This window comes from Haloferula sargassicola (assembly GCF_040362925.1).
GTDB classification, from domain to species: domain Bacteria; phylum Verrucomicrobiota; class Verrucomicrobiia; order Verrucomicrobiales; family Akkermansiaceae; genus Haloferula; species Haloferula sargassicola.
The window spans coordinates 14,359-32,505 of record NZ_BAABRI010000004.1 but is presented as its reverse complement, the minus strand read 5'-3'; the positions used below and the strand labels follow the sequence as shown (position 1 = coordinate 32,505).

Below are 18,147 nucleotides of genomic sequence, written 5' to 3'. Positions count from 1 at the left end.
AATTCAGCCGGGAATCAGGTGGGCGATCCAAGCGATGAGCCGGGCGCCCGGGGTGAGGAGGGCGTGGGCGAGGACGGTGCCGATTAGGCGGCTGACGCCCATGCCGAGGACGGCGGCGCGGAGCTTGGAATCGGTGTCGGTGCTGCCGGCGGCGGCGGAGTCGGTGATGTAGGAGAGGTAGGGATCGACGAAGGCGAAAAGGAGGATGGTTCCGAGGAAATTGACGACGGCCGAGAGCTGGCCGGTGGTCATCCGGAGCTCGGGCGCGTAAACGCCGGCGTAGAGCGAGCTCAGCACGCCGGTGGTGAGGAGCGCGCTGCCGCCGACATTGAGCAGGAAGATCCCCCAGGGCAGACGTTTTTCCGGTGAAAGGAATGAGAGGTTGTCGCGGGATGGAAGGGACCAGGCCTCGCGCATGGCGAGCCATCCGGCGGGGCTGAAGGCGTGGAAGGTGAGGCGACCGATCGAGGGGAACCGGTCGAAGGCCGAGACCATCGCGGAGATGTAGCGCTGGAAGCTGGGAATCGCGACGATCCCGATCAGCGTGGCGACGCTGGACGCGGTGATCAGCGCATGGAAATCGCCGGCGAGAGTGGCGGCGCTGCCATCGAGTTGCGACTCGACGCGCTTCGACAAGCTCGGAGTGAGCAGGGTGTTGGCGCTGCGCGAAACGAGGACGAGCAGATTGAAGAGCGAGAGGCAGAAGGCGATCTTCCCGGTGCGGGCACCGGCGATGCGGACGCCGTAGGATAGGGTGGAAACGAGGTGGGTGATTCCGAGGAACGCGCAGAGAAGCAGGATCGACACGGTGGTGATGAGGTTGACGGAATGCTGACCGGGCCGGCGCGGTCGGCAAGCCCGGGCTCAGGGGACCTTCACGGCGGCTTTTTCCTTCGGAGCGGGCAGGCGGAGGCCGACGATGTCGCCCTGCGCGAGGGCCATTTCCTCGACCTGCTCGCGGGTGGCCCAGACCTCGATCTCGCGGCGCGGACCGGTCTCGGGAAGGACGCCGAGGCGGGCGAAAGGACCGGCGACGAAGAGCCGGCTGACCCGGCCGGTGAGGTCGACGCCCTCCTCGGCGGCGAACTTCAGCTCGATCTCGTGGGGGCGGATGTAGCGGTCGCCGGAGAGCTTGTTGACCTCGCCGAGGAACTCATAGACGAAGGACGTACGGGGAGTGTCGTAGATCTGTTGCGGCGGTCCGGATTGTTCGATGCGGGCATTGCGCATGACCACGACCTGATCGGCGAGTTCGAGGGCTTCCTCCTGATCGTGGGTGACGAAGAGCGTGGTGAGCCCGATTTCATCGTGAAACTGGCGGAGCCAGCGGCGGAGTTCTTTTCGAACCTGGGCGTCGAGGGCCCCGAAGGGTTCGTCGAGCAGCAGGACCTTCGGCTGGATGGCCAGCGCGCGGGCGAGCGCGACCCGTTGGCGCTGGCCGCCGGAAAGCTCGGACGGACGCCGGTCCTGAAGGCCCTCGAGGCGGACCATTTTCAGGAGATCGAGGGTGCGGTCGCGGATCTCTTTTTTCGGCGGCCGCAGGGATCGGGGCTGCACGGCGAGGCCGAAGCCGATGTTTTCCGCAACGGTCATGTGGCGGAAGAGGGCGTAGTGCTGGAAGACGAAGCCGACGCTGCGCCGGCCGGCGGGGACATCGGCGACATCGTGGCCGTGGAAACGGATGCGCCCCTCGCCGGGATCGGCGAATTCGAGGCCGGCGATGATCCGCAGCAGCGTGGTTTTTCCCGATCCGGAGGGACCGAGCAAGGCGGTCAGGGACCCGTTAGGGACATCGAGCGAGACGTCGTCGAGGGCGCAGTAGCTGCCGAAGGTCTTGTGGATGTTCTGGATGGAAACGGACATGGTTCAGTGGTGGACGGAGCCCGGTCGGCCGAGCAGGTGTTCAAGGGCGGACTTGAGCCCGAGGGTGACGAGCGCAAGCAGGGCGAGGAGGGTGGCGGCGGCGAAGGCGGCGCTGAAATGGTACTCGTTGTAGAGCACCTCGATGTGCAGCGGCAGAGTGTTGGTCTTGCCGCGGATGTGGCCTGAGACGACCGAGACGGCGCCGAACTCGCCCATGGCGCGGGCATTGCACAGCAGGACGCCGTAGAGCAGGCCCCACTTGACGTTCGGAAGGGTGATGCTGCGCAGAATGCGCCAGCCGCTCGCCCCGAGGATGGCGCCCGCTTCCTCCTCGTCGGTGCCCTGCATTTCCATCAGTGGAATCAGCTCGCGGGCGACGAAGGGAAAGGTGACGAAAAGCGTGGCGAGGACGATGCCCGGCACGGCGAAGACGACGCGGATGTCATGGGCGGCGATCCACGGACCCCACCAGCCGTGACTGCCGAAAAGGAGCACCCAGACGAGGCCGGCGATCACCGGCGAGACGGCGAAGGGCAGGTCGATCAGGGCGAGGAGGAAGGAGCGGCCCTTGAAGCGGAACTTGGTGATCAGCCAGGCGGCGGCAAGGCCGAAGAGGGTATTGACCGGCACTGCGACGGCGGCGGCAAGCAGGGTGAGCCGGATGGCGGATAGCGCGTAGCGGTCGGTCAGCGAAGCCGCGAACACCGACCAGCCACGGCGCAGCGCCTCGACGAAGACCAGCCCGAGCGGGATGAACAGGAAGAGGCCGAGGAAGCCGACGGCGCCGGCGATGAGCAGGAGCCGGACGGGCAGGGACTCGGTGGTGACGGGGCGCGTGGACATGGCTCAGTGGATCCGCGCAACGAGGCGGCGCTGGAGGAGGTTGATGACGAGCAGCAGGGAAAACGAAACGATCAACATGGCGGCGGCGATGACCGAGGCGCCCGCGTAGTTGAACTGCTCGAGCTGGCCGATGATCAGGATCGGCAGGATCTCCGTCTTGAAGGGGAGGTTGCCGGAAATGAAAACCACCGAGCCGTATTCCCCGATCGCGCGGGCGAAGGCGAGGGTGAAGCCGGTGACGAGCGCAGGCACGAGGGCGGGGAAGATCACCCGCCGGACGGTGGTGAAACGGGCCGCACCGAGGGTGGCGGCGGCCTCCTCGAACTCAGGTTGGAGGTCTTCAAGTACGGGCTGCACCGTACGAACCACGAACGGAAAGCTGATGAAGGTGAGGGCAATGAAGACGCCGACCGGACTGTAGGCCCCCTGGACGCCGATCAAGGCGAGCTTTTCCCCGATCCAGCCGTTGGGACCGTAAAGCTCGGCCAGGGTGATGCCGGCGACGGCGGTCGGCAGGGCAAAGGGGAGATCGACCATCGCATCGAGCAAGCGCCGCCCCGGGAAGCGATAGCGGACAAGCACCCAGACCACCAGGAGGCCGAAGCCGGCCGCCGTTGCCGCCGCCAGCGCGCTGGCGCCGAAGGTCAGGCGGAAGGCCGCGGCGACCCGAGGAGTGCGGAGGATTTCCCAGCTCTGGGCCGGTCCGAGGCCCGCCGCCTTGAGGAACAAGGCGGCGAGCGGAACCAGGATCACCGCGGTGAGCGCGGCCACCGTGATGCCGAAGGAGAGCCCGAATCCGGGGATGACTCGTCGTGCCATGGGGGTGGGGTTCGCGGGTGCTATTGCCCGTAGATCTGATCGAAGATCCCGCCATCGGCGAAATGGGTGGCCTGCGCCTTGGTCCATCCTCCGAATTCGTTGTCGATCGTCACCAGGTTCAGCTTCGGGAACACGCTTTCGTACTTGGCCGCGGCCTCCGGACTACGGGGACGATAGTAGTGCTTTCCGATCAGGTCCTGCGCCTCGGGCGTGTAGAGGAACTCGAGGTAAGCCTTGGCCAGGTCGGCGGTGCCGTGCTTTTCCGCATTCCGGTCCACGACGGCCACCGGCGGTTCGGCAAGGATGCTGATGGAAGGGGCGACGATCTCGGTTTCTCCGGGAAATTCCTTCTGGATGAGGAAGGCCTCGTTTTCCCACGATAAAAGCACGTCGCCGATCTTCCGCTGCGCGAAGGTGGTGGTCGAGCCACGCGCGCCGGTGTCGAGGACCGGCACGTTGCGGTAGAGCGAGCGGACGAAATCGCGGGCGGCCTTCTCGTTGCCGCCGGACGAGTGACTCGCATAGGCCCAGGCGGCAAGGTAGTTCCAACGGGCGCCGCCGGAGGTCTTCGGGTTCGGGGTGATGACCTTGATTCCTCCGCGGACCAGATCGCTCCAGTCCTTGATGCCCTTCGGGTTGCCTTTCCGGACCACGAACACAATGGTCGAGGTGTAGGGGCAGCTGTTGTCGGGGAGGCGGGTCTGCCAGTCCTTCGGAAGCAGGCCGGCTTCGATGGCGATGGCATCGATATCGTTTGAAAGCGCGAGCGTGACCACGTCGCCTTCGAGGCCGTCGATCACCGCCCGGGCCTGTTTGCCGGATCCGCCGTGGGACTGTTCGATCTCGACCGGATTGCCGGTCGCGGTTTCCCAGTGTTGAGCGAAGAGTTCGTTGAACTCGACATAGAACTCCCGCGTCGGATCGTAGGAAACGTTGAGGAGTTTGGCGGGGCCGCCGGTGTGTTTGATGTCGCAACCCGTGAGGGAAAGGGCCGCGATGGTTGAGAGGAAGATGAATGATTTCATGATCGTAGGTTGGGGTGTTCAGAAGGAAAAGCGGATGCCGGAGAGCCAGGTGAAGCCGTCGTAGCCGGTGCCGGGAACGCCGCCGGAGAGCTTGGCGTATTCGCCGCCGGCCATGAGCTTGAGTTTGTCGCCGTGGATGAAGTATTGGGCGCCGAGATAGAGGGCGTGATAGGTGTCGCCCCGGGCCGCGGTGACCTGGGATTCGTAGCGGGACTGGAGCCGGACGCTGGACGGGCCATCACCGTGCGAAACCGAGCAGCGGCCGACGAGTTGCAGGCGCTTCGGAATCAGGTCGTAGGTTCCCAGAAGGTAGCCGCCGCCGACGTTCCCGTTCGAGCCCTGGCCGCCGGTGGCGTAGAAGGCTTCGGTGACCAGGCTCCATGGTCCGTCCTGCCACCACCACGTGGCGGAAACGACGTCCTCGTAGCGGCTCAGGACGTTGCTGTCGGTGTCCCGGTCGCTGTGGATCCAGTTAAGTCGCACCTCGTTCCTGGCAAAACCGGTGCTCCGGGAAAAATCGTAGCCCGCGCCGAGAGACAGGCTCCACGAGGCGTCGAAGTTGCCGAGGGCGTGCGAGAAGCTGTTGCGATCGGGATCGACGGAGTTCGAGAAAAGCCCGACCTGCCAGAGAAACGGGGGGTTTCTCCCCTCGACGGTCAGTCCCGTGGCCCGGTCGATGTTGAGCTGGTTGAAGATCTGCGAGCGCTCGAAAGTCGGTTGGTTGTTCGAGGATTGCAGCCAGTCGTAGTAGCCGATGAAGGGCTTGGTGCGGCCGAGAGTGATGTCGATGTCGTCGCTGGCCTTCCATTTCACGTAGGCATCGACGAGGCCGTCGTAACCGTCGCGGAAGCCGTCGTTGCTCTGGAAATCCAAGCGCGCCTCCAGGCGGGAATCGAAGAGCCTGGCATCGAAACCGAGCCTCGAGCGGCGGTCCTCCCAATCGCTGACCGAGCCTTGGGAGGCATCGATGTCGTAGTATTGCCCCTGGTAGCGACCGCGGAGCTTGAACTCCTGCAGGATCGGATTCTCTCGATTCTGGTAGAGCGTGAACCCGTCCCAGAAGCGTTCGAAGCTCGCGGTTTCCTCGGCGTCCGGGGTGCCGAGGAAATCGAAGCCCGGTGACGGCGGGGTGGTGAGTCCGAGCAGGAGGAGGGCGGCTTTTCTCCGAAGCCGGAGGTGGCCGATGATGTGGCTACGGACTTGCGGCGAGGTCGGCGGCGATGCTTTTCCGCGATGCGCGGGTGTTTGAAGACCGTGAAGGTCGTTGGAGTTCATGTGTTTCTGCAGAGCGTCCGTCTCCGGTGGTCCGGTGGGCGTTCGCAGAGGTGATGAAGGCCTCCGCGCGTGCGGCAGGCGAGAGGGGCACGGCAGTCCTATCGACCGCGTTGATGAGAGAAGCGGGTGCGTTCGAGGCTTTCGATCTGAGTCACTTGTCCGTCGTGGACGGTGATCTGGACCGAGCCGTATTTCAGGCGGGTGACTTTTTCCCGGACCACCTCGAGCCAGGCTTCGGCACCGGCCTGGGCGGGAGCAGCGGGATCAATGGGCGTCTTCGGATTCATGACCGGTGGCAAGTTGGGAAAGGCCGGCGAGGAACCCATCAGCGGGATCGGCGCGGCGTTTCGATGAGGTCGTGGGTTCGAAATCCTGGGTCAGGCGGGCGAAGGGAGGCGCCACGCCGTCGCGGCGCATCTTCCGCAGCGTCACCTCGACCACCTGGGCGAGCGTGTAGCGGTCGAGAATCCCGGCGATGGCGTTGCGGACATCGATCATGAGCATGCGCAGCCCGCAGTGATCCTCATCGGGACAGGTGCAGCGCTGATAGGCGCCTTCGCTGGCGCAGCAGATCGGAGCCAGGCGGCCGTCCATGAGCCGGACCAGGTCGCCAATGCGCACCGATTCGGCCGGCACAGCCAAGGCATAACCGCCCATCTTGCCACGCTTGGTTTCCACGATGCCCTCATTGCGGAGTTCCTGAAGGATGCGCTCGATGAATTTCAGCGGCAGTTGATTGGCCTCCGCCAGCTCCACGCCGGAAACGGTGGCCAGACCCAGCTCCCCGGCAATCCCGAGGTGGATCGTGGCACGCAGGGCGTACTCGGCTTTCTTGGAGAGGTTCATCGGTGAAACTAGACGGGATGGTAGGAAATAAAACTATACCTGCAAGTGGGAAATACGGGCAAAATTAAGGCCGGTCTCCGCGGGAGACCGGCCTTGGTTTGGGAAGGGTCGATCAATCCTTCACATCCATGGCGGCGTATTCGCCGTCCTTGCGGCGCCAGAGAATGGTCAGGCAGTCGCGGCGGGCGCTCTTGTAGAGGATGAAGGGGCGGTCGGTGAGCTCGAGCTCCATGACGGCATCTTCCTTGTACATCGTGCGGATGCCGTAGCGCTCCTTGTGGACGATGAACGGCTCGGGATCGGTGGCGGAGTCCTCGGGGTGATCGAGGGCGGATTCGTCGAAATAGCTTTCGTCGATATAGCGGATCGACTCGTTGCGATGGGGCCGCCGCTTCTTCATGAGGCGGGTTTTCTGCTTCCTCATCCGGCGCGCGATCTTGTCGATCGTGTCGTCAATGGCGGCGTACATGTCCTGTCCTTCGGTGTGGGCCTCGATCACGATGTGGTTGGCGCAGAAGAGGAGAATTTCGGCAATGTGACGGTTCTTTTGGACGTCGAGGATCGCCTTCGCCTCAATGATGCGCGGGTAGTCGAGGTGAAGCCCTTCGATCTTTTTCTGAGCGTACTCGCGCAAGGAATCGGTCACCGATTCGTGACGCACGGTCACCACAATGGGCAGGTTCACGTTTTCAGTTTGCATCGCTTTTTCTTGTTTTGGTTTCAGGTGAAATGGACGGCGGTTTTATCCGCCCTATCCACCCTGAACTCTGGAGCAGATTTGGAAAGGATGCCATGCGGATCTTCAAAAAATCACGGCATGCCTAACAAAAAGCGCTTCACCCGAGGGCCGCGGAAAGCCCCCGCGGGTGCTGGATCGTCACCGGCCCGAGGTCGGCCCCGTGGTGGTAGCCCCAAGTCACGCCGATGAAGGGGACGCCGGCGTTTTCCGCGGTCTGGCGGTCGATGGCTGAGTCGCCGACAAATCGTGCGTTTTCCGGGGAAATTCCCCACCCGGCGAGGAGGGCGAGGGTCGAATCCGGGGCCGGCTTGCGGGGGAAGTCGTCCGACTGGCCGAGGACGCGGTCGAAAAGGCCTTTTTCGAAGAGAAAATCGGCGATTTCGCGGGTGAAGGAGTGGGGTTTGTTCGAAAGGAGGGCGAGTTTGCGGCCACCGAGCGAGGCCAACATTTCCTCGATGCCGGGGTAGAACTCGGTGCCCTCGCGCCAGGTGTGCGCGTAATGATCGCGGAAGGCGGCCTCGAGGGCCTCGGCGGTCGTTTCCGTCCGCGCGGGGAGCGCGCGGCGGGCCAGCTCGAGCGAGCCGCTGCCGACGAAGTCGCGGACTTTTTCCTCGGGATGGGTGGGCAGGCCGGCGTCGGAAAGGGCGGCATTGAGGGCCGCGGCGATGCCGGGAAGGGAATCGACGAGGGTGCCGTCGAGGTCGAAAATCAGGGCTTCGGTCACGGGCCCCGTCGAATCAAAAAGCGATCAGACTGACCAGCTCGGCGTCGGTGTATTCGGACGGATTGTCGGCGGCGATTCCGACCGCTTCGGTGCGGACGAACTCGTCGAGCACGGCGAGCGATTCGCTGGCCGGCGGGGCCACTTCCACGACCTTCGGCGCGGTCGGCTGCGGCGGGTTGTTCAGCAGCACCACGCCGAGCACCACGGCGGTGACGGCCGAGGCAAAGGCACCCAGGCCGAGCGGCAGGGCGACTTTTTTCCACCACGGCTCCGGCTGGCTGAGACGGGCGGCGCGCAGGGTGTCATCGACGAAGCGCGGCCCCGCCTGGCGGGCAGGGGACTGCCGCAGGAGATCCCAGATCGGATCGTTTTCGATGGGGTCGGGGTCGTGCTTCATGGCGGTTCGCTGGGAACGTTGGGAAAACCCGGGATTCCGGAGGAAGTTGCGGCGGGTGTCAGACACCGCGCTGGTCGCCCCAGAGGCGGACGTGGAGACGATCGCTGAATCGCCACCCGCGTTCAAGCGCGGCGGCGGCGAGCTTGGCGGCGCTGCGGTCGAGCTCGGCGGCGGTCCGGCCCTCGGGCATGAGCACGATGCGATCCGGGGCGATGCCGTAATGCTCCGCAAGCGTCCCGATTTCCTCGAGGTCGCCGGGGCCGGTGGCGACGAATTTGAACCACGCCCGCGGGTGGGCGGCGAAGTGGCCGAGGGCGACCGGGACGATCCGCAGGGCCTCGTCCATGCCGGAGTGGGAAAGCTTCGGGGAAATGTTGAACTGCTGGATGGCGGCATCGAAGCCCGGCTCCGGGACGCGGGTGCCGTTGGTTTCGACCTCGAAGCTCCAGCCGGGGTCCGTGGCACGCAGCAGGCCGATCATTTCCAGCAGCTCGCCCTGCTGGAGAAGCGGCTCGCCGCCGGTGAGGACGACGTGGCGGCAGGGCATGGCGGCCAGCCGCGAGGCCAGCTCGGCGGGGGCGATCTCGAAGGTGACGTCGGCCTTGTCGTGCTTGGTGCCGCGGTCGTGCTCCCAGGGGGTGCCCTTGAAGTTCCACGTATAGTCGGTGTCGCACCAGCGGCAGTGGAGGTTGCAGCGCGAGGTGCGGACGAAGATGGCCGGCCGCCCGACCGACACGCCCTCGCCCTGGAGGGTGTGGAAAATCTCGGGTCCTGCGTCGAGTCGGGCGAGCTTCATCGGGCGCGGAGCTTGCATGGCGGAATGCGGGTTGTGAAAGCCGGATCGCCGGGTGTTAGCTCGTGGCCATGAAGATCGTGACCAAGCGAGGCGACAACGGCGAGACCGACCTGCTGTTCGGCAAGCGGATGAGCAAGACCTGCCTGCGGGCGGAGACGCTGGGGGCGATCGATGAGCTGAACTCGGCGCTCGGGCTGGGTCGGGCGGCGGGGCTGAGCGCGGAGGTCGAGGAAATCGTCGATCGGGTGCAGGCGAAACTGGTCGGCCTGATGGGCCAGCTGGCGACCCTGCCGGAGGACATGGAGCGCTATGAAAAGCAGGGTTTTGACAAGGTCGGCCCGGAGGACATCGCGTGGCTCGACGAGCGGGCGGAGGATTTCCAGCAGCGCGAGATCCGTTTCGACGGCTGGGCGCGACCCGGTGCCGAGGGCTCGATGGCCAAGGCGGGCCTGGATTTCGCACGGGCGATCGCGCGGCGGGCCGAGCGACGGGTGTGGGAGCTGCACGAGTCCGGCGAGCCGGTGCCGGAGGAGGTGCGGAAGTTCTTCAATCGGCTGTCGGACCTGTGCTGGCTGATGGCGCGTGCAGGATGACCCGCGTGGCGCCCCAGCCGCCGGTGGTGGCGGGGTGGTGGAAACTCTCCACCTCGGGCAAGCGCCGTAGCAAGGCGTGGACGCCCTCGCGCAGGGTGCCGGTGCCCTTGCCGTGGATCCCGCGCACCGAAAGGATCCCGCGCTGGCGGCATTCGCGGAAGTACTCGGGGAGCAGCTCGCCGATCTCGTGCGGGCGGAAGGTGTGAAGGTCGAGCTCGGAGGTGATCGGGTGCGGATGGGAGTCGTCCATGAAATGATGAAAAAGATTCAAGTGCCGCCCGTTTTTTCGCTTTCCAAAGAGGGGATGGCAACTTAGGTCTCCGCGCGCCAAGTAATGGTGACCGTAGCTCAGTTGGTAGAGCCCCGGATTGTGATTCCGGTTGTCGCGGGTTCGAGCCCCGTCGGTCACCCCACCTTTTTTTTCGGGGTTTTTTCGTCCGGGATCAAGAGGCGAAGGGCGGTCTGAAAACATGGAGCACAATCTCGAGAGCCGACTCGGCTACAAATTCCGCAATTCCTTCCTGCTGGCGGAGGCGATGACCCACCCGAGCCTGGCATACGAGTCCAGGCGGCCGCATTTCGACAACCAGCGGCTCGAATTCCTGGGTGACGCGGTGCTCCAGTTGATCCTGACCGAGGACCTTTTCCGCATGTTCCCGGATTTCTCCGAGGGCATCCTGACGAAGCTCCGCTCGCGGCTGGTGTCGCGGCGGGCGCTGGCGCGGTTCGCGCTGACGATCGACCTCGGCAGCTTCGTGCTGCTCGGCAAGGGCGAGGAGGCGACCGGCGGCCGGCGCCGGACCTCGACCCTGGCCGATGCTTTCGAGGCGCTGATCGGCGCGGTCTACATGGACGGCGGCTTCGATGCCTCGCGTGAGCTCGTCCTGCGGCTTTTTCAGAAGGAAATCGAGGCCCTGGCCGGCAGTCCGGAGGAGAAAAACCCGAAGGGCGAGCTGCAGGAGAGCCTGCAGGCGCTGCGGCCGGAAGCCCCGGAATACGAGATCCTCAGCGAGAGCGGCCCCGACCACCGCAAGGTGTTCCTGGCGCGCGTGATGTGGTGCGGGCTCGAACTCGCCCAAGGGCGCGGCAAGAGCAAAAAGGAGGCCGAGGCACGGGCGGCGGCCGAGGCCCTGCGCACCCGCGGCTGGGAGAAAAAGCCCGATCCGGAGGAGGCATAAGGATTTTTCACTGACCGGAGGTCGAAGCCGCACTAGGTTCGCCTCCACCCGAAGCGACATGACGAAGGAAGCGAAAGGAAAGGAATTGGCGGTGGCTTGTGCCAGGGCGGCGGACGAAATCCAGGCGGAGGACATCCGCGTGTGGGACCTCCGCGGGTTGTCGTCGCTCACGGACTTCATGGTCGTCTGCTCGGGCAGCTCGATGCCCCACCTGCGCGCGATCCTGCGCGACGTGCGCGGCCACGTGAAGGACTGGACCGGCACCCTGCCGGTGAACGCGGAGGGCAAGGCCGACACGCGCTGGGTGGTGCTCGACTACATCGACGTCATGGTCCACGTGATGCACGCGGAAATGCGCGACTACTACGGCCTCGAGCAACTGTGGGGCGATGCCAAGGAGGTCGCCTGGCAGGACGCATGAAGATCGAGATCCTGAACACCGGCAGCGAGTTGCTGTTGGGCACCACGCTCAACACGCACGGCCGGTGGATGGGTCAGCAGCTTTTCAAGCTCGGCCTGCGGGTGGCACGCCAGACGACCGTGCCGGATGGCGATGCGATCCGCGGCGCGCTCGATGAAGCCGTGCGCCGGGCCGATGTGGCGATCGTTACCGGCGGGCTCGGCCCGACCAGTGACGACATCACGCGCGAGGCGGCCTCGGCCGTGACCGGCACCGAGCTGATCGAGGACGAGGCGGCCCTGCGGTCGTTGGAGGCATTTTTCGAAAAACGCGGCCGCACGATGGCCCCCGACAACCGCAAGCAGGCGCAAGTGCCGGTGGGTGCCGAAGTGCTGTCGAATCCGAACGGCACCGCGCCGGGCATCTACATCCCACCGCGGCTCAACGGGGCGGCGAATTGTGCGATCTTCCTGCTGCCCGGCCCGCCGCGGGAGCTCTACCCGATGTGGGAGGCGGAGGTGGTGCCGAAGCTCCGGTCGCTGTCGGGAGGCGACGTGCTCGCCAACTTGGCCCAGCTCAGCCTGGCGATGGTCGGGGAAAGCGACGTCCATCAGGAACTCGACGCGGATTTGGCGAAGATCGCCGGCTTGGAAGTCGGTTACTGCGCCCGCTTGGGCGAAGTCGATGTGCGCCTCATCGGTTCGGATGATGCGGTCAAAGAGGGACGTGCGCGGGTGCTGTCGTCCTTTTCGGAAAACTGCTTTTCCGAAGCCGCCGAGTCGCTCGAGCAGGTCGTAGTCCGGCAGATGGCGGAGCATGGCCTGAAGCTGGCGACCGCGGAGAGCTGCACCGGCGGACTGATCGCCAGCCGGCTCACCGACGTGCCCGGAGCCAGCGCCGTGCTGACCCACGGCTGGGTGACTTATGCGAACGAGGCCAAGGTCTCGCAGCTCGGCGTTTCCGAGACGGACCTCGCCGACCATGGCGCGGTGAGCGAGCCGGTGGCGCGGCAGATGGCCGAGGGCGCGTTGCGGGTTTCCGGTGCGGATCTGGCGGTGGCGGTGACCGGCATCGCCGGGCCGGACGGGGGGACGAGCGAAAAGCCGGTCGGCACCGTGTTCATCGGGCTCGCCCGGCGCGGCAGGGAAACCGAGGTATCCCGCCAACTGCATCCACGGGATCGCCATGGCTTCAAGCGCATGGTCAGCCAGAGTTCTTTGGATCTGCTGCGGCGAGCAGTGGCGGAGAAAGCGGCGCGATCCTCTGGATTGTGAGAGTCGGGCCCATCCTCCGGTGGACCCTCGCCGGTTTAAGGACTCCCGCCCATTCCCTTCCACCTCTTTAAAGGGCCCCCACCACCAAGAAGACCCCTCGTCGTCTGCCGCACTGGAAACAGCCTGGCGTCACCTACTTCCTCACCCTCGATCGCTATCGGCTCGGCGGCAGAAGGAATCCTGGGACCATATCGTGCGGAGCTTGAAGCAGCTGGAGAGGTTCCGCGATTCCATCGGGGATAACCCGAGGCTGGCGAAGCTGGAGGAGGGGCGGTTTGTTGCGGGCACGGCGGACAGCACGTTCGGAGACGCGCGGTCCACTCGCAAACCCCGAGGTTTGCGCCACTCAGAACGGGATGTCGTCGGACTCGTCGGGCTCGTTGTCGAAGGCCGCGTCCAGCGAGCTGTTGGTCGGAGCGGAGCTGCCGGAGGAGGCCGGGGCGCTGCCGCCTCCGTCACCGGATTTCTCAAGCTTCCAGGCCACGAGGTTCACATAAAAGCGGTCCTTGTACTCATTGCCGCGGATGTCGAAGGTGACCTTGACGGTGTCGCCTTCCGACACGCCGTCGAGGATCGCGGCCTTGTCCTTCACGGCCTCGAACTTGATGTGCTGGGTGAAGTTGCCATCGGGGACCTCGACGACGAACTCCCGCTTCGAGAATCCGGAGGAAAACGTCTGGGTCTCGTAAAGTTTGTGGACGGTGCCCTCGAGTTCGTAAGCCATGCGGCGAGTCTTGCGGGTCAGGCCCCGGGTTTCAAGCGGCGGTACCGTCGCACTTCGAATTCGTCGTGCGCTTCGAGGACTTCCGGCTCGCAGAAAAGAGACTCGAACTCGGGAAACACGGTATCGCCCGCGTGATCCTGATAGACATGGGAAACCAGCAACTCGTCGAGGTCGGCCAGGAAAGCCTCATAGACCTGCGCGCCGCCGATGATGAAAACCGGGCCGACCAATCCGAGAGACTCCAGCGCCGCCGGCGAGGCCAGCGTTTCCACACCCTCGGCGGACCATGACGAGTCCCGGGTGAGGACCAGGTTGCGGCGTTTCGGCAGCGGTCGGCCGATCGACTCGTAGGTGGTGCGCCCCATGACGATCGGATGCCCGGAGGTGGTGCGCTTGAAGAAGGCGAGGTCCTCGGGCAGGTGCCAGGGCAGTTTTCCGCCGCGACCGATCACGCGCTCCGAGGTCATGGCGACGATGGCGATGAGCTTCATTTCAGCATTTCAGCATTTCAGCATTTCAGTGTTTCAGCTTTTACACCGAAACCTCGGCCTTGATGTGCGGATGCGGGTCGTAGCCGGTGAGCTGGAAATCCTCGAAGGTGAAGTGCTCCAGCTCGCGGACGGCGGGATTGATCTCCATCACCGGCAGCTTGCGAGGCTCGCGGGTGAGCTGCTCGCGGGCTTGGTCGAGGTGGTTCGAGTAGAGGTGGAGGTCGCCGAAGGTGTGGATGAAATCCCGCGCCTCGAAGCCGCACACCTGAGCGAGCATTTGGGTCAGCAGCGCGTAGGAGGCGATATTGAAGGGGACGCCGAGGAAAAGGTCGGCGGAGCGCTGATAGAGCTGGCAGGAGAGGCCGGGTCGCTCGCTTTCCGGCTGGTGGACGAAGAACTGAAACAAGCAATGGCAGGGCGGGAGGGCCATGCGGTTGAGTTCTCCAGGGTTCCAGGCGACGACGAGATGTCGGCGCGAGTGGGGATCGCCGCGCAAGCCGTGGACAAGCTCGGCAATCTGATCGACCTGGCGGCCGTCGGGGGACGGAAAGGAACGCCACTGGCGGCCGTAGACCGGGCCGAGGTCGCCGTGTTCGTCGGCCCACTCGTCCCAAATGCGGACACCGTTGTTCTTGAGGTAGGCGATGTTGGTGTCGCCCTTCAGAAACCAAAGCAGCTCGTGGATGATCGAGCGCAAGTGCAACTTCTTGGTGGTCAAGCAGGGAAAGCCTTCGCGCAGGTCGTAGCGGACTTGCCGGCCGAATACCGAAAGGGTGCCGGTGCCGGTGCGGTCGGATCTTTCTTCGCCGTTCGCCAGCACGTCGCGGAGCAGCTGCAGGTAGCCTTGCATGGGCGGATGCTGACGAATCGGCGTCCGGGAACAAGCCCGGGAGTTTACTTCGTAAACGCGGGACTTACGCGATCGCGTAATACATGAACGCGGAGTTCGGCGCATAGTGACCCCGTCAGCGCGAGGCGCTTCCTTGCTTCAAGCCTGACCCCGATTCCGGTTGTCCCCCCCGAAAAAGGAATCGGCTATTCCCCCCCGAAAACAAAGTCCCCGGGCGCTGGTGACCCCCACTAGCGCCCGGGGATTTCGGTTTTTGGAAACGTTGATGGGGAATCGGGATGAGGCGGCCCCGAGCGGGCGAGCGGGAAGAATCCCGAAGGGGCTTGGGTAAGGAGGCGAGCCGGGGCTCTCCCGTCCGGCGGCCGGAGACAGCTGCTCCTGTCGCAAGCCGGAGGCTCGCGTCACTTGGAGCGCCGATTGTGAAATCGGCACGAGTGGTCCCTGGATACGGAGATTCTCTGGCCCCCCGAATTCAGGGCATGGCGGTCTCGTGGCTCATTTGGCGAGGCGAGCGGGAGGCCGATTTCATCATCGGCGCTCCATCGGCTCGGCGTTCCCTCCTGCTCACTCGACTGTCACCGATTTCGCGAGGTTTCTCGGCTGGTCGATGTCGCAGCCGCGGTGGCGGGCGATGTGGTAGGAGAGCAGCTGAAGGGCGACGGCGGTCGGGATGGTGGCGACGAGGGGGTGGCAGCGAGGGACCTCGATGACGTCGTCCATGAAAGCGGCGGCTTCTTCATCGCCTTCGGTCACCACGCCGAGGATGCGGGCCCCGCGGGCACGGCATTCCTCGACGTTGCCGAGGGTCTTGTCCTTGCCGGCGATGTCGATGGCCAGCGCGACGACCGGGGTGCCTTCTTCGAGCAGGGCGATCGGGCCGTGCTTGAGCTCGGCGGCGTGGTAGCCCTCGGCGTGGATGTACGAGATTTCCTTGAGCTTGAGGGCGCCTTCGAGCGCGACCGGATACAGGTAGCCGCGGCCGATGAAGAAGGCGTGCTCGTTTTGTGCGTAGCGCTGGGCGACCCCCGCGATCTTGTCGCTCTGCCGGACGGTCTTTTCCACCAACTCGGGCAGGCTCTCGATCTCGCGCGCGAGTCGGATGCCTTCATCCCGGGAAAAGCGACGGCCGCGGCCGAGCTTCACCGCCATCATGAGCAGCACGGCGACCTGGCAGGTGAAGGCTTTCGTCGAGGCGACGGAAATCTCAGGCCCGGCGTGGAGGTAGACGCCGCGGCCGGTCTCGCGGGCGATGGTGGAGCCCACGACGTTGCACAAGCCCATGACAAAGGCACCCTTCTGGTTCGCCTCGCGGACGGCGGCGAGGGTGTCGGCGGTCTCGCCCGATTGGGAGATGGCGACGACAAGATCGCTGCGGGTGATGAGCGGGTTGCGGTAGCGGAACTCGGCGGCTTGCTGGACCTCGGCGTGGACGTCGGCGAGATCCTCGAACGCGTATTCACCGACCAGCCCGGCGTGGAGCGAGGTGCCGCAGCCGACCATGACGACGCGGGAGATCTCCGCGAGGTCGCGGGCGGAGGTGCCCATGCCGGAGAGGACGGAGGAGCCGAGGTTGAAATCGAGCCGGCCGCGGATGGCGTTTCGCAGGGCATCGGGCTGCTCATGGATTTCCTTGAGCATGAAGTGCTCGAAGCCGCCCTTTTCCGCGGCCTCGGCATCGAAGCCCAGCTCGGCGACTTCGCGGGTGACCGGGATGCGGTCGAGGTCGCGGATCTCGACGTTGTCCGCGGTGACGATGGCGATGTCGTTGTCCTCCAGATAGATGACCTGGCGGGTGTGGGAAATGATGGCCGAGGCGTCGGAGGCGACGATCGTCTCGCCATCGCCGACACCGATGACGATCGGGCTGCCGCGGCGGGCGGTGATGATTTTCCCGGGCTCGCGGGCGCACACGACGGCGATGCCGAAGGTGCCTTCCACCTGGTGAAGTGCGTCGCAGACCGCTTGGAAGAGGTCGCCCTTGTATCTTTCGCCGATGAGGTGGGAGAGCACCTCGGTGTCGGTCTCGGAGTAGAAATGATGGCCCGTGCCCTCGAGGCGGGCGCGCAGCGGGCGGTAGTTTTCGATAATGCCGTTGTGGACGAGCGCGATCTCACCCGACTCGTCGAGGTGCGGGTGGGCGTTGACCTCCGTCGGCGGGCCGTGGGTGGCCCAGCGGGTGTGGGCGATGCCGGACAGGCAGTTGGCGAAACGCTCGGCCGGCCATTCGCTGCGGGCCTTTTCATTAAGCGAAGCGACCTTGCCCGGTGCCTTGCTGACGATGATCTTGCCATCCTCAATGACAGCGAGACCGGCCGAATCGTAGCCGCGGTATTCGAGGCGCTTGAGGCCGTTGATGAGGACCCGCGGGGCGGGGGCTTTACCGATGTATCCGACGATGCCGCACATACTAGGACGATGGTAGATGTTGGATGTTAGTTGGTGGATGGGAGGTCGCGTTTGACGATCTCGCCGGGGAGCGTGGTGGCGCCGGGGCCGATCTTCCGGGCAGGGTAGATGGAAGTGTTGATGCCGGTGTGGACGCCATCGCCGATGACGGTGCCGAACTTTCGGCGGCCGGTATCGACGACCTTGCGGCCGACCAGCGTGCGATGGTTCCTGCCGTCATGGCGGAGGTTCGAGGTGATGGTCCCCGCGCCGAGGTTGACCTTTTCCCCGAGGACCGAATCGCCGACGTACGAGAGGTGCCCGACATTGGTGCCGGAGAGCAGAATGGAGTTCTTCACCTCGACCGCGTTGCCGACGTGGCAGTGGTCGCCGATCGAGGTGTTGCCGCGGATATAGCAGTTCGGGCCGATCTTGCAGTTCGCTCCGATGATGACATTTCCCTCGATGTAGACGCCGGGCAGGATGCGGGTGCCGGGGCCGACGTGAACTTGGCCATCCAAGATCGCCAACGGATGGATTCTTCCGTCGGACTTGGCCGAGGCAAGGGCGTCCCAATCTGTCTCAAAAGAGCCTACGTAGAGTTCGTTGGCGCGCAGGAAATCCCACGAGTGGACGATGACAAACGACTCCTGGGCCGGCACAAGCACGTCGGTGTCCGGCTCACCGCCCTTCCATGCGAGGGGAGTTCCTTCCGCATCGACGAGCGCACCCTTTCCGGCCTCCTCCAGCGTGGCGAGATCGGAGGGGGAAATCCAAGCATTCGGATGAAACGACCAGCCCGGCCCGAAGGCGGCCTGGTGGTCGCGCAGCGGGCGGTTGCCGATCGGAAAATCGGGGATCGAGCGGGTGAGAAGAACGGGCATGATGAATGCGGATGGCGGACGAAATTCCCTGCTGCTGGCTA

Annotated in this window: 22 protein-coding genes and 1 tRNA gene; 5 read left to right on the top strand and 18 right to left on the bottom strand. The window is 65.0% G+C overall.

All coding sequences use genetic code 11. The features are described 5' to 3' along the window. Window positions 1-3: 3 nt before the first annotated feature. The 12 genes from ABXH26_RS04085 to ABXH26_RS04030 all read right to left on the bottom strand — a co-directional run bounded on the left by ABXH26_RS04085 (window position 4) and on the right by ABXH26_RS04030 (window position 9,327). Window positions 4-807, bottom strand: a complete 804-nt coding sequence (locus ABXH26_RS04085; protein WP_353565765.1) for a lipid II flippase family protein — start codon at window positions 805-807, stop codon at window positions 4-6. 57 nt (window positions 808-864) lie between these two features. Then, a complete protein-coding gene (locus ABXH26_RS04080) occupies window positions 865-1,863 on the bottom strand; it encodes a sulfate/molybdate ABC transporter ATP-binding protein (RefSeq protein ID WP_353565764.1) in 999 nt (332 codons plus the stop codon). Between the two features lie 3 nt (window positions 1,864-1,866). Next, the gene (gene cysW / locus ABXH26_RS04075; protein ID WP_353565763.1) at window positions 1,867-2,706 is read right to left on the bottom strand and encodes a sulfate ABC transporter permease subunit CysW; all 840 of its coding nucleotides are present in this window, start codon (window positions 2,704-2,706) and stop codon (window positions 1,867-1,869) included. A gap of 3 nt (window positions 2,707-2,709) precedes the next feature. Continuing rightward, the gene (gene cysT, locus ABXH26_RS04070; protein ID WP_353565762.1) at window positions 2,710-3,525 is read right to left on the bottom strand and encodes a sulfate ABC transporter permease subunit CysT; all 816 of its coding nucleotides are present in this window, start codon (window positions 3,523-3,525) and stop codon (window positions 2,710-2,712) included. 20 nt (window positions 3,526-3,545) lie between these two features. Further along, a complete protein-coding gene (locus tag ABXH26_RS04065; protein WP_353565761.1) occupies window positions 3,546-4,550 on the bottom strand; it encodes a sulfate ABC transporter substrate-binding protein in 1,005 nt (334 codons plus the stop codon). 18 nt (window positions 4,551-4,568) lie between these two features. Beyond that, entirely contained in the window at window positions 4,569-5,825 is a 1,257-nt protein-coding gene (locus ABXH26_RS04060) for a porin (RefSeq protein ID WP_353565760.1), read from the bottom strand. Between the two features lie 98 nt (window positions 5,826-5,923). Continuing rightward, entirely contained in the window at window positions 5,924-6,112 is a 189-nt protein-coding gene (locus ABXH26_RS04055; protein WP_353565759.1) for a YezD family protein, read from the bottom strand. Then, entirely contained in the window at window positions 6,090-6,671 is a 582-nt protein-coding gene (locus ABXH26_RS04050) for an RrF2 family transcriptional regulator (protein WP_353565758.1), read from the bottom strand. Before ABXH26_RS04050 ends, ABXH26_RS04055 begins: the two co-directional genes overlap by 23 nt. Before the next feature lie 112 nt (window positions 6,672-6,783). Then, complete coding sequence (gene hpf, locus ABXH26_RS04045; RefSeq protein WP_353565757.1) at window positions 6,784-7,356, bottom strand: ribosome hibernation-promoting factor, HPF/YfiA family; 573 nt, start codon at window positions 7,354-7,356, stop codon at window positions 6,784-6,786. Window positions 7,357-7,507: 151 nt separating this feature from the next. After that, window positions 7,508-8,134, bottom strand: a complete 627-nt coding sequence (locus tag ABXH26_RS04040) for an HAD family hydrolase (RefSeq protein WP_353565756.1) — start codon at window positions 8,132-8,134, stop codon at window positions 7,508-7,510. Window positions 8,135-8,147: 13 nt separating this feature from the next. Then, the gene (locus ABXH26_RS04035; RefSeq protein ID WP_353565755.1) at window positions 8,148-8,531 is read right to left on the bottom strand and encodes a hypothetical protein; all 384 of its coding nucleotides are present in this window, start codon (window positions 8,529-8,531) and stop codon (window positions 8,148-8,150) included. 58 nt (window positions 8,532-8,589) lie between these two features. Next, complete coding sequence (locus ABXH26_RS04030; RefSeq protein WP_353565754.1) at window positions 8,590-9,327, bottom strand: 7-carboxy-7-deazaguanine synthase QueE; 738 nt, start codon at window positions 9,325-9,327, stop codon at window positions 8,590-8,592. Window positions 9,328-9,395: 68 nt separating this feature from the next. On the opposite strand from ABXH26_RS04030, the gene ABXH26_RS04025 reads away from it, so the two are divergent. Then, the gene (locus tag ABXH26_RS04025; protein WP_353565753.1) at window positions 9,396-9,920 is read left to right on the top strand and encodes a cob(I)yrinic acid a,c-diamide adenosyltransferase; all 525 of its coding nucleotides are present in this window, start codon (window positions 9,396-9,398) and stop codon (window positions 9,918-9,920) included. On the opposite strand, the gene ABXH26_RS04020 is transcribed toward ABXH26_RS04025, so the two are convergent. Then, the gene (locus ABXH26_RS04020; RefSeq protein WP_353565752.1) at window positions 9,874-10,170 is read right to left on the bottom strand and encodes a Smr/MutS family protein; all 297 of its coding nucleotides are present in this window, start codon (window positions 10,168-10,170) and stop codon (window positions 9,874-9,876) included. The genes ABXH26_RS04025 and ABXH26_RS04020 overlap by 47 nt on opposite strands. Before the next feature lie 87 nt (window positions 10,171-10,257). On the opposite strand from ABXH26_RS04020, the gene ABXH26_RS04015 reads away from it, so the two are divergent. From ABXH26_RS04015 to ABXH26_RS04000, 4 genes are all read left to right on the top strand, one after another. Further along, window positions 10,258-10,333 (top strand) — tRNA-His (locus ABXH26_RS04015). A gap of 57 nt (window positions 10,334-10,390) precedes the next feature. Continuing rightward, window positions 10,391-11,098: a ribonuclease III gene (rnc, locus tag ABXH26_RS04010; RefSeq protein WP_353565751.1), complete on the top strand. Its 708-nt coding sequence runs from the start codon at window positions 10,391-10,393 to the stop codon at window positions 11,096-11,098. Between the two features lie 58 nt (window positions 11,099-11,156). Then, window positions 11,157-11,519 carry a ribosome silencing factor gene (gene rsfS / locus ABXH26_RS04005; protein WP_353565750.1) on the top strand — a complete coding sequence of 121 codons (363 nt, stop codon included), beginning with the start codon at window positions 11,157-11,159 and terminating at the stop codon, window positions 11,517-11,519. Next, window positions 11,516-12,772: a competence/damage-inducible protein A gene (locus ABXH26_RS04000; protein WP_353565749.1), complete on the top strand. Its 1,257-nt coding sequence runs from the start codon at window positions 11,516-11,518 to the stop codon at window positions 12,770-12,772. Before rsfS ends, ABXH26_RS04000 begins: the two co-directional genes overlap by 4 nt. 346 nt (window positions 12,773-13,118) lie before the next feature. Here ABXH26_RS04000 and ABXH26_RS03995 read toward each other — a convergent pair whose 3' ends face one another. The 5 genes from ABXH26_RS03995 to ABXH26_RS03975 form a co-directional block, all read right to left on the bottom strand. Then, complete coding sequence (locus ABXH26_RS03995) at window positions 13,119-13,496, bottom strand: DUF3127 domain-containing protein (protein WP_353565748.1); 378 nt, start codon at window positions 13,494-13,496, stop codon at window positions 13,119-13,121. A 17-nt stretch (window positions 13,497-13,513) separates the two neighbouring features. Further along, window positions 13,514-13,987: a dihydrofolate reductase gene (locus tag ABXH26_RS03990; RefSeq protein ID WP_353565747.1), complete on the bottom strand. Its 474-nt coding sequence runs from the start codon at window positions 13,985-13,987 to the stop codon at window positions 13,514-13,516. Between the two features lie 40 nt (window positions 13,988-14,027). Continuing rightward, window positions 14,028-14,837, bottom strand: a complete 810-nt coding sequence (locus ABXH26_RS03985; RefSeq protein ID WP_353565746.1) for a thymidylate synthase — start codon at window positions 14,835-14,837, stop codon at window positions 14,028-14,030. A 564-nt stretch (window positions 14,838-15,401) separates the two neighbouring features. Beyond that, window positions 15,402-17,243, bottom strand: coding sequence for a glutamine--fructose-6-phosphate transaminase (isomerizing) (glmS, locus tag ABXH26_RS03980; protein ID WP_353565745.1), 1,842 nt, complete (start codon window positions 17,241-17,243; stop codon window positions 15,402-15,404). 26 nt (window positions 17,244-17,269) lie between these two features. Next, window positions 17,270-18,106 carry a hypothetical protein gene (locus ABXH26_RS03975; RefSeq protein ID WP_353565744.1) on the bottom strand — a complete coding sequence of 279 codons (837 nt, stop codon included), beginning with the start codon at window positions 18,104-18,106 and terminating at the stop codon, window positions 17,270-17,272. Window positions 18,107-18,147: the final 41 nt, after the last annotated feature.

What these genes read in the sequence shown, in the direction of transcription:
- ABXH26_RS04080 (WP_353565764.1), bottom strand. Translation starts at nt 1,863, where the DNA reads ATGTCCGTTTCCATCCAGAACATCCACAAGACCTTCGGCAGCTACTGC.
- cysW (WP_353565763.1), bottom strand. Translation starts at nt 2,706, where the DNA reads ATGTCCACGCGCCCCGTCACCACCGAGTCCCTGCCCGTCCGGCTCCTG.
- cysT (WP_353565762.1), bottom strand. Translation starts at nt 3,525, where the DNA reads ATGGCACGACGAGTCATCCCCGGATTCGGGCTCTCCTTCGGCATCACG.
- ABXH26_RS04065 (WP_353565761.1), bottom strand. Translation starts at nt 4,550, where the DNA reads ATGAAATCATTCATCTTCCTCTCAACCATCGCGGCCCTTTCCCTCACG.
- ABXH26_RS04060 (WP_353565760.1), bottom strand. Translation starts at nt 5,825, where the DNA reads ATGAACTCCAACGACCTTCACGGTCTTCAAACACCCGCGCATCGCGGA.
- ABXH26_RS04055 (WP_353565759.1), bottom strand. Translation starts at nt 6,112, where the DNA reads ATGAATCCGAAGACGCCCATTGATCCCGCTGCTCCCGCCCAGGCCGGT.
- ABXH26_RS04050 (WP_353565758.1), bottom strand. Translation starts at nt 6,671, where the DNA reads ATGAACCTCTCCAAGAAAGCCGAGTACGCCCTGCGTGCCACGATCCAC.
- ABXH26_RS04035 (WP_353565755.1), bottom strand. Translation starts at nt 8,531, where the DNA reads ATGAAGCACGACCCCGACCCCATCGAAAACGATCCGATCTGGGATCTC.
- ABXH26_RS04030 (WP_353565754.1), bottom strand. Translation starts at nt 9,327, where the DNA reads ATGAAGCTCGCCCGACTCGACGCAGGACCCGAGATTTTCCACACCCTC.
- ABXH26_RS04025 (WP_353565753.1), top strand. Translation starts at nt 9,396, where the DNA reads ATGAAGATCGTGACCAAGCGAGGCGACAACGGCGAGACCGACCTGCTG.
- ABXH26_RS04020 (WP_353565752.1), bottom strand. Translation starts at nt 10,170, where the DNA reads ATGGACGACTCCCATCCGCACCCGATCACCTCCGAGCTCGACCTTCAC.
- rnc (WP_353565751.1), top strand. Translation starts at nt 10,391, where the DNA reads ATGGAGCACAATCTCGAGAGCCGACTCGGCTACAAATTCCGCAATTCC.
- rsfS (WP_353565750.1), top strand. Translation starts at nt 11,157, where the DNA reads ATGACGAAGGAAGCGAAAGGAAAGGAATTGGCGGTGGCTTGTGCCAGG.
- ABXH26_RS04000 (WP_353565749.1), top strand. Translation starts at nt 11,516, where the DNA reads ATGAAGATCGAGATCCTGAACACCGGCAGCGAGTTGCTGTTGGGCACC.
- ABXH26_RS03995 (WP_353565748.1), bottom strand. Translation starts at nt 13,496, where the DNA reads ATGGCTTACGAACTCGAGGGCACCGTCCACAAACTTTACGAGACCCAG.
- ABXH26_RS03990 (WP_353565747.1), bottom strand. Translation starts at nt 13,987, where the DNA reads ATGAAGCTCATCGCCATCGTCGCCATGACCTCGGAGCGCGTGATCGGT.
- ABXH26_RS03985 (WP_353565746.1), bottom strand. Translation starts at nt 14,837, where the DNA reads ATGCAAGGCTACCTGCAGCTGCTCCGCGACGTGCTGGCGAACGGCGAA.
- glmS (WP_353565745.1), bottom strand. Translation starts at nt 17,243, where the DNA reads ATGTGCGGCATCGTCGGATACATCGGTAAAGCCCCCGCCCCGCGGGTC.
- ABXH26_RS03975 (WP_353565744.1), bottom strand. Translation starts at nt 18,106, where the DNA reads ATGCCCGTTCTTCTCACCCGCTCGATCCCCGATTTTCCGATCGGCAAC.